Here is an 8,532-nt window from a genome sequence, read left to right as displayed (position 1 = left end):
GCGCGGCCTGCGCCTGGCGGCCGACGCCATGTACCCGCTCGCCCACTGGACGGCCGACCGCAACCTGCCCAAGCGTTTCGCCGTGCCCTTCCTGGTGGCGCGCATGCCGCCCGGCCAGGAGCCGGTGGCCGACGAGGCCGAGCAGTTCGAGCCGGTGTGGGTGCGCCCGGCGGATGCGCTGGCGCGCCACGAGGCCGGGCAGTTCTTCATGATCTTCCCGACCATCCGCACCCTGCAGCGGCTGGCGCAGTACGACAGCGTGCAGGCGGTGCTGGACGCCGTCGCGCAGGAGCAGCCACTGTGGAGCACCTGTCCGCGCTCGGGCTTCCTCGCCGGCAAGCTGCAGCACTACATGGAGCACGAGCCGCCCTACGGCGAGCTGGCGCTGGTCTGTCCCGATGGGCACGGCCAGCACCCGCTGGACTGGCAGTGCGAGCGGCCGGTGCCGCTGCTCAAGAACGTGCAGCGCCTGACGGCTGCCAACCCCGGTGTCATGACCGGCCCGGGCACCAACAGCTACGTGGTCGGCGAGGCCGCCACCGGCCACATCGTCATCGACCCTGGCCCGGCCGACACGGAACACATCGAGCGCCTGTGGCGCGCCGCCGGCGGCGACATCCGCGCCATCGTCTGCACCCACTCCCATCCCGACCATTTCCCCGGCGCCGCGCCGCTGCAGGCCATGGCGGTCGCCCACGGTCGCCCCGCGCCGCCGATCCTGGGCCTGCCCTCGGCGCCCACGGCGCGCGCCGCCAGCCACTTCGTGCCCGACCGGGCACTGGACGATGGCGAGCTGCTGGTCCTGTCCGGGCGCGGACTGGAGGGCCAGCTCACCCACACGCTGCAGGTGGTGCACACCCCCGGGCACGCCGCCAACCACCTGTGCCTGCTGCTGCGCGAGGATGGGCTGCTGTTCTCGGGCGACCACATCCTGAACGGCAGCACCACCATCATCGACCCGCCGGACGGCAACATGGCGGACTACCTGGACTCGCTGGCGCGCCTGGACGCGCTGTGCGCCGAGCACGGCGTGGAGTTCATCGCGCCGGCGCACGGCTACGTGCTGTGCGATGCGCGCGCGGTCATCGCCCAGCTGCAGGCGCACCGCCTGGCGCGCGAGGCGCGTGTGCTGGCCGCCATGCAGGCCGAGCCGCAGGGCACGCTGGCCGACTGGACGCGCCGCGCCTACGACGATGTGCCACCGCGCATGTGGCCGCTGGCGCAGCGTTCGCTGCTGGCGCACGTGGAACGCATCCGCATGCTCGAGCCCGGCAATGACTGAAGCGCCGGAGGGCGTGCGCCTGGCCAAGCGGCTGGCGGCCGAGCTCGGCTGCTCGCGCCGCACGGCCGAGCTGTACATCGAGGGCGGCTGGGTCCGCGTGGACGGTGCCGTGGTCGAGGAGCCGGGGGCGCGCGTGACGGCGGCCCAGAAGGTAGCGCTCGCGCCAGGGGCGCGCGCCGAGGAGGTGCCGCCGGTCACGCTGGTGCTGCACAAGCCGGCAGGCCATCACGTCGCCTCGGGCGACGCGCAGCAAGGCGTTCCCGACGCGCTCGCCCTGCTGCACGCAGCCAACCGCCACGTGGGCGAAGGCCCGCCGGTGCGCGTGCTGCAGCGGCATTTCCGCCAGCTCGCCTGCCACACGCCCCTGCCCGCCGAGGCCAGCGGCATGGTGGTCTATACCCAGGACACCCGCGTGGCGCGCAAGCTCGCCGAAGCCAGCGAGACGCTGGAGCAGGAATGCATCGTGCAGGTGGCGGGCCAGATCGCCGACGGCGGCCTGCAGCGCCTGTGCCACGGGCTGGTGCTCGACGGCCGCGCGCTGCCGCCGATCAAGGTGAGCTGGCAGAGCGAGCAGCGCCTGCGCTTTGCGCTCAAGGGCATCCGCCCGGACCAGGTACCCGCCATGTGCGCGGCCGTGGGCCTGTCGGTGCTGGCGCTGCGGCGCATCCGCATCGGCCGCGTCGCCCTGGCTCCGCTGGCCGAGGGGCAGTGGCGCTATCTGCAGCCTTGGGAGCGGTTTTAGAGGGTCGGTAGGTTTCTCTGTAAACGCGAGCAAAACTGAAATTGCTCACGCAAAAGCTCTTCAAACAAACCCGGCGAATAAGTGCTCAAGCCGCCGCCTGCTGCGCCAGATACGTCGTCCAGTGCCCGCCGGGCTCCTGTTGGACCTTGAGCAGGTCGTAGGTCTTGAGCATGTCGAGCAGGCCGGAATGGCCGTATGCCTTCGGCGAGAAGGAAGGATCCGCACGCTTGAGGTAGGAGCCGAGTCCGCCAACACTCACCTTCCCTTCCGGCGTGTTGGCAGCCAGCAGGGCAACCGCCTCCACCACGAAACGCGGCCTCAGCTTCGGCACCGGCCTGGGTTGCTCCGCCCTGCCCGGCGCCTTCGCCGTCGCCTCACCGGCAGCCATCTCCTGGCCAGTATCCTCGGTCCCGGATCGGGTCCATTCGAAGAACTGGTCGCTCGCATTGCGCAGCGCACCCGGCGTCTTGCCCTCGCCGACGACGTACACCGTGGCGCCCCGCTCGCGCAACTTGCGGCACAGGTGCGCGAAGTCCGAGTCGCTCGTGACGATGCAGAAAATGCTGGCCCGCTCGTCGAACAGCGCCTCCATGGCATCCAGCGCCAGTGCGATATCCGAGGTGTTCTTTCCAGCCGCGAACTGAAATTGCAAGCATGGCGTGAAGGCCAGTTGCACCAGCGCATCTTGCCATTTGTGCGCCAGCGTGCCGTGATTGCCGTAGCCGCGGCGAAGCACGACGCGGCCGAATTGCGCCACCACCTTCAATCCATATTCCAGAACCTCCGGGGTCGTGTTGTCGCAGTCGACCAGGACGGCGATGCGGGCTTCCGTATCCATTGGTGGCACTCCGTGAGAATAGGCCATCTTAGGGTACGGCCGAGGGCCGATGCGTTTCGCGGGGCCGACATAGACAGCCGCTCGGACTGGTGCAGACAGCCGTCATTGCAGTCCCCACCGATCAAGCAATTCAGCCAACTGCTGGCGCTGCGGCCCATCCACTGCCATGAGCGGCAAGGGCAGGCAGGGCCGCCGCACCAAGCCCCGCAACTCCGCCGCCGCTGCCACGACACGCAGGCTGCCTCCGCACCGGGCAAAGAGCTCCCACAACGGCTGCAGCCGCTCGGACAGCCTCTGCGCCTCCTGGGCGAGACCTGCCTGAGCCGCACGCGTGATCTCCAGCGCAAGGCCGGGAAACAATCCACCGATGACCGAATACCACACATCGCAGCCGGCATTCAATCCGGTCGCGGCTGAGGCATCTCCGCTCACTCCGAGCGTGACATGCGAAGGAATGAGGGCGCGCAGGCGGTCGATCCGGGCCCTCGCGGCGCCCGGCTCCGCCGGCACCGGGGGAAGCTTGATCGAGCGCACGTTGGGCAGCCGGGCAATGCGGGCGTGCAGTTCGTCGCTGAATTCGAAACGTGTGGTGGCGGGGTTGTCGTACACGCACAGGGGCACGGACAGTTCATTGGCAACGGTTGCATACAGGCCGAAGACCTCGTCGTCGCCGAGCTTCTGATAGGACATGGGCGCCAGCAGCACACCACTGGCTCCCAGGGCCTGGGCGTCTTCGGCAAGCGCCAGCACATCCCGGGTGCGCAGGGCACCGATACCGACGATGACCGGTATCCCGCTGGCGTTTTTCACTGCCAGCCCTGCCACCCGCTTGCGCTCGCTTCGCGTGAGGTAGGCGTAGCTTCCCGTCGAACCCAACGCCCCGATGGAATCGACGCGGGCAGCGGCCAGCCGCCGCACCAGCCGGGCGAATGCCGCCTCGTCAATGCCGTCATCGCTGAAGGGCGTAAGGGGGAAAGCACTGAGCCCTCGGAACATGGCGGGTCTCCCCAAATGGCTGGATAGAAGCGCGCAGCGCAGGAAACAACGACTGGTGGTGGACGCGCTTACCGATGAGTCTCGTCGACCAGTGGGCGCCAAAACTGTTGAGATGTTCTCAGGCATCTCCTGTGCCAAGGGCAACCTGGTCGAGGCCCGCGCGCCCCATTCGGCAGCGGGTCCACGCCCTGAGCGACCGGAGCCCCACGGGCGCAGCACTCCCAAAAACATGGCTGTGCCCGCCACAACAGGACCTTGCCGCGATGGCGGCGCCCGCGCCTGCGCCTGAAAACAAAAGTGAAGCCCGCCTGTACGCCGGATTCTGTGCACCCGAACGCCCTTACGGACATCCGGGCGTGACCGCCATTACTCTGGGCCGGGGGTCGCCCGCCCGGCTCGATGCCACCTACCCGCCAGCTCCGCGGAGCCACGTCAACGCTGGCCTACTTGGTGTTGCTGCGCGTAGAGATTGCCCGTTTCACCCCGAGCGGGCTTGATGCCCACTCGGACTCGTCTCTGTTGCTCTGATCCTCACCTCACGGTGGACAGCCGTTAGCTGCTACGCCGCCCTGTGCAGTCCGGACGTTCCTCCAGTGCCTGGTTTCCCAGCTTGCACCAGCGGCGGTCCGGCGGGCTTCACGAACGCAATTATCGCCCAGCGGTGCTTATGGCGCGCGCGCATATCGTTATCACACACGCCCCGACGATGTCCGCCACAATGGCCGCCAAGCATTTCCCAACCCTTCTTCGGAGCCACGCATGCGTATCGACAACATCCTGCAAGCCATCGGCAACACCCCCCATGTGCGCATCAACCGGCTGTTCGGCCCGCAGGCGAACGTCTGGGTCAAGTCCGAGCGTGCCAACCCGGGCGGCTCCATCAAGGACCGCATCGCCCTGGCCATGGTCGAAGCGGCCGAGGCGAGCGGGCAGCTCCAGCCCGGCGGCACCATCGTCGAGCCGACCAGCGGCAACACCGGCATCGGTCTGGCACTGGTGGCGGCCGTCAAGGGCTACAGGCTGATCCTGGTCATGCCCGACAGCATGTCGGTGGAGCGCCGCCGCCTGATGCTGGCCTACGGAGCGAGCTTCGACCTGACGCCCAAGGAGCAGGGCATGAAGGGCGCCATCGCGCGTGCGCAGGAGATCGTGGCGAGCACGCCCGGCGCCTGGATGCCGCAGCAGTTCGAGAACCCGGCCAACGTGGAGGTGCACGCGCGCACCACGGCCCAGGAAATCCTGGCGGATTTCCCCGAAGGGCTGGACGCGGTCATCACCGGAGTCGGCACCGGCGGGCACATCACCGGCGTGGCGCAGGTGCTCAAAAGCCGCTTTCCCGGCCTGAAGGTCTTCGCCGTCGAGCCCACGGGCTCGCCCGTGATCTCCGGCGGCCAGCCGGGGCCGCACCCGATCCAGGGCCTGGGCGCGGGCTTCATCCCGAAGAACCTGCATGTCGATCTGCTGGACGGCGTGATCCAGGTGGACGCCGAGCCCGCGCGCGAATACGCCCGCCGCGCGGCGCGCGAAGAAGGGCTGCTGGTGGGCATCTCCTCGGGGGCGGCGCTGGCCGCCATCGCACAGAAGCTGCCCGAGCTGCCCGTGGGGGCGCGCGTGCTCGGCTTCAACTACGACACCGGCGAGCGCTACCTGTCGGTCGAGGGTTTCCTGCCCGGCTGAGGCCCGGCCGCCGCCTCCCGCGACCAGGGCGACCAGGGCTTCGCAGGGAGCCCTTTTCGTTTCCCGCCCTCCCCTGCCCGACCCGGGCAGGCGGACGCGCTTTGCCGCCCGGCGCAGGCAGCGCCATGGTCCCGCGTCCTACAGCGGCGGCGTCCACGCACCGGAAGAATCGGTGCACCCGCCCCGCCGCCGGCCCGCGCCGTGCACCCCACCACCCTCGGGGCGGCGCATCGACATGGACCTTTCCTCCTCGCCCACGCCCCGCCTGGCCTTCACCGTGCTCACGGTGAACGTCCACAAGGGTTTCACCTCCTTCAACCGCCGCTTCATGCTGCCGGAGCTGCGCGACGCGGTGCGGCAGGTGGGCGCGGACGTGGTGTTCCTGCAGGAAGTGCTCGGCACGCACCGGCACCACGCGCGCCGGGTGGCCAACTTCCCCGCGCAGCCCCACTACGAATTCCTGGCGGACTCGATCTGGAGCCAGTACGCCTACGGCCGCAACGCCGTCTACGACAGTGGACACCACGGCAACGCCCTGCTGTCGAAATTCCCCATCGTGCATTTCGAGAACCATGACATCTCGGTGGCGGGCCCGGAGCGCCGCGGCATGCTGCACTGCATGCTCCAGCCGCCGGAACTCGAGCGCCCGGTGCATGCGATCTGCGTCCACCTGGGGCTGCAGGAGGCGCACCGGCATCGGCAGCTGCACCGCGTGGCGGCGCTGGTGCGCTCGCTGCCGTCCGACGATCCGGTGGTGCTGGCCGGGGACTTCAATGACTGGCGCGGCCGCGCCCATGGGCTGCTGGCGCGCGAGGCCGGGCTGCGCGAGGTGTTCGTGCATTCCTTCGGACGCGCGGTGCGCACCTTCCCGGCCACCATGCCGCTGCTGGCCCTGGACCGGATTTACGTGCGCGGCGTGGCGGTGCACCTGCCGGTGGTCCTGCCCCGGCGCCCCTGGAACCGGCTGTCGGACCATGCGCCGCTGGCCGCGGAGCTGGTGCTGTGAACGGGCAGCAGGACGCCTTCGCGCCGCCGCGCCCCCAGGCCGGCCACGCCCGGCGCGTGCGTGCCCCGCGTTCCTCGCGCTGGGTGGGCGGCAACGACTTTCGGCTGCTGGAGAACGGCGAGGAGTTTTTCCCGCGCGTTTTCGAAGCGATCCGCGGCGCGCGCCGCGAGGTGCTGCTGGAGACCTTCATCCTGTTCGACGACAAGATCGGCCGCGGCCTGCATGCGGCGCTGCTGGAGGCGGCCGGGCGCGGCGCAGAGGTGCACGTGCTGGTGGATGGCTTCGGCTCGCCCGACCTGCCGCCGCAGTTCATCGCCAGCCTGGTGCAGGCGGGCGTGCATTTTCGCGTCTTCGACCCGGGCGGGCGCAGGCTGTTCGGCCAGCGGTTGAATGTGCTGCGCCGGATGCACCGCAAGATCGTGGTGGTGGATGGCGAGCTGGCCTTCATCGGCGGCATCAACTACTCGGCCGACCACGTGGCGGACTACGGCCCCGAGGCCAAACAGGACTGGGCGGTGGAGGTGCGCGGCCCCATCGTGGCGCAGATCCAGCGCTTCGCCCAGTGCGCGGTGCTGCCGCGCGGCGAGGACCGGCGCGCCCGGCTGCGCGCGCCGCTGCCCCAGCTGCCTGCGGCGGGTGGGGCGGACGCGATCTTCGTCACGCGCGACAACGAAGTCCACACCACAGCCATCGAGCACCACTACCGGATCGCGCTGCGCGCGGCGCGCGAGCGCGTGGTGATCGCCAACGCCTACTTCTTCCCGGGCTGGCGGCTGGTGCGCGCCCTGCGCCGTGCGGCGGCGCGCGGCGTGCGGGTGAGCCTAATCCTGCAAGGCGAGCCCGACATGCCGATCGTCAAAACGGCGGCGCGCCTGCTCTACGACCACCTGCTGCGCGCCGGCGTGCACATCTACGAGTACTGCGACCGGCCGCTGCACGGCAAGGTGGCAGTGGTGGACCGGGAGTGGGCCACGGTTGGATCGAGCAACCTCGACCCCCTGAGCCTGTCGCTGAACCTGGAGGCCAACGTCGTCATCCGCGACGCGGGCTTCAATGCGCTGCTGCACCGCCGGCTGGAGCGGCTCATGGAGGAAAGCTGCACCCGGGTGGAGCCCGAGCCCCAGGGCGCGTTCGAGGGCCTGCGGCTGCTGCGCGGCTATTGCATCTACCACCTGGTGCGCTGGTTCCCCTCGTGGGCGGGCTGGCTGCCGCGCCACCGCCCGGTCATCTCGCTGGTCGGGCCGGAACACGCCGGCGGCAGCCAGGGCTGAAGGGAACGCCCCGGCGCGACCGCCATGCCTGCCACCCTGCCGTCCCGCCCCGCTGCCGGCAAGCACGTCGTGTCGCCGCCGCGGGCAGAGGCTGCCTCGCGGGGCGCGCTGCGCCGCCGGTGCCGCGCCATGCTGGCCAGCCGCGGCGGGCGCTGGCTGGGGGGTGCGCTCATGGCAGGGGTGGCGCTGCTGGTCGTGTGGTTGCTGGTGCACCAGGCGCTGGAGGTGGACTGGCCAGCCGTCTGGCGCGCCCTTCGGGAACTGCCGCCGCGCGCGCTGGCGCTGGCCGCGCTGCTGGCCTGGGGCAGCCACTTGGTCTATGGATGCTTCGACCTGTTCGGGCGCCACGCTGTGCAGCACACGCTGAGCGTGCCACGCACCGTGGCGATCACCCTGATCGCCTACCCGTTCACGCTGAACCTCGGCTCGCTGATCGGGGGCGTGTCGGTGCGCTACCGGCTGTACTCGCGCCAGGGCCTGTCGGTGGGCCAGATTGCGCAGGTGGTGCTGCTGTCGATCGCCACCAACTGGGTGGGCTACTTCGTGCTGGCCGGGGTGGTGTTCTGGGTCTGGGCGCCACCACTGCCACCGTCCTGGGCGATCGGCACGCAGCAGCTGCGCTGGCTGGGGCTGGTCCTGGCCAGCACGAGCGCGCTTTATCTGGGCCTGTGCGCGCTGCGCGGTGGACGGGCGCTGCGGCTGCGCGGCCACCGGCTGCCG

8 protein-coding genes and 1 other RNA gene are annotated in these 8,532 nt (G+C 70.2%); 6 read left to right on the top strand and 3 right to left on the bottom strand.

The window, feature by feature from the left end; genetic code table 11:
* The coding region (locus A612_RS11170; protein WP_019374566.1) for an MBL fold metallo-hydrolase at nucleotides 1–1,282 on the top strand (1,282 nt) is incomplete at its 5' end.
* On the top strand, nucleotides 1,275–2,024 hold the full coding sequence (locus A612_RS11165) for an RNA pseudouridine synthase (protein ID WP_019374565.1): 750 nt from the start codon (nucleotides 1,275–1,277) through the stop codon (nucleotides 2,022–2,024). The genes A612_RS11170 and A612_RS11165, both read left to right, overlap by 8 nt.
* A gap of 85 nt (nucleotides 2,025–2,109) precedes the next feature.
* On the opposite strand, the gene A612_RS11160 is transcribed toward A612_RS11165, so the two are convergent.
* The 3 genes from A612_RS11160 to rnpB all read right to left on the bottom strand — a co-directional run bounded on the left by A612_RS11160 (nucleotide 2,110) and on the right by rnpB (nucleotide 4,496).
* Nucleotides 2,110–2,862 (bottom strand): NYN domain-containing protein, encoded by a 753-nt coding sequence (locus tag A612_RS11160; protein WP_019374564.1) that lies wholly within the window; start codon nucleotides 2,860–2,862, stop codon nucleotides 2,110–2,112.
* A gap of 102 nt (nucleotides 2,863–2,964) precedes the next feature.
* On the bottom strand, nucleotides 2,965–3,858 hold the full coding sequence (locus A612_RS11155; RefSeq protein WP_019374563.1) for a dihydrodipicolinate synthase family protein: 894 nt from the start codon (nucleotides 3,856–3,858) through the stop codon (nucleotides 2,965–2,967).
* 295 nt (nucleotides 3,859–4,153) lie between these two features.
* Nucleotides 4,154–4,496, bottom strand: an RNA gene (rnpB, locus tag A612_RS16105) — RNase P RNA component class A.
* A gap of 121 nt (nucleotides 4,497–4,617) precedes the next feature.
* Here rnpB and cysK point away from each other — a divergent pair.
* The 4 genes from cysK to A612_RS11135 form a co-directional block, all read left to right on the top strand.
* The gene (gene cysK / locus A612_RS11150; protein WP_019374562.1) at nucleotides 4,618–5,535 is read left to right on the top strand and encodes a cysteine synthase A; all 918 of its coding nucleotides are present in this window, start codon (nucleotides 4,618–4,620) and stop codon (nucleotides 5,533–5,535) included.
* 235 nt (nucleotides 5,536–5,770) lie between these two features.
* Nucleotides 5,771–6,541 (top strand): endonuclease/exonuclease/phosphatase family protein, encoded by a 771-nt coding sequence (locus tag A612_RS11145; protein ID WP_019374561.1) that lies wholly within the window; start codon nucleotides 5,771–5,773, stop codon nucleotides 6,539–6,541.
* Nucleotides 6,542–6,597: 56 nt separating this feature from the next.
* Complete coding sequence (gene clsB / locus A612_RS11140) at nucleotides 6,598–7,812, top strand: cardiolipin synthase ClsB (protein WP_040436675.1); 1,215 nt, start codon at nucleotides 6,598–6,600, stop codon at nucleotides 7,810–7,812.
* Nucleotides 7,813–7,941: 129 nt separating this feature from the next.
* Nucleotides 7,942–8,532 (top strand): lysylphosphatidylglycerol synthase transmembrane domain-containing protein (locus A612_RS11135; protein ID WP_141630353.1); only part of this gene is annotated, 591 nt, incomplete at its 3' end.

The organism is Melaminivora alkalimesophila (genome assembly GCF_000282995.1).
Lineage (GTDB): Bacteria > Pseudomonadota > Gammaproteobacteria > Burkholderiales > Burkholderiaceae_C > Melaminivora > Melaminivora alkalimesophila.
The sequence above is the reverse complement of the archived record's forward strand: the minus strand, read 5'-3'. Positions and strand labels throughout refer to the sequence as shown.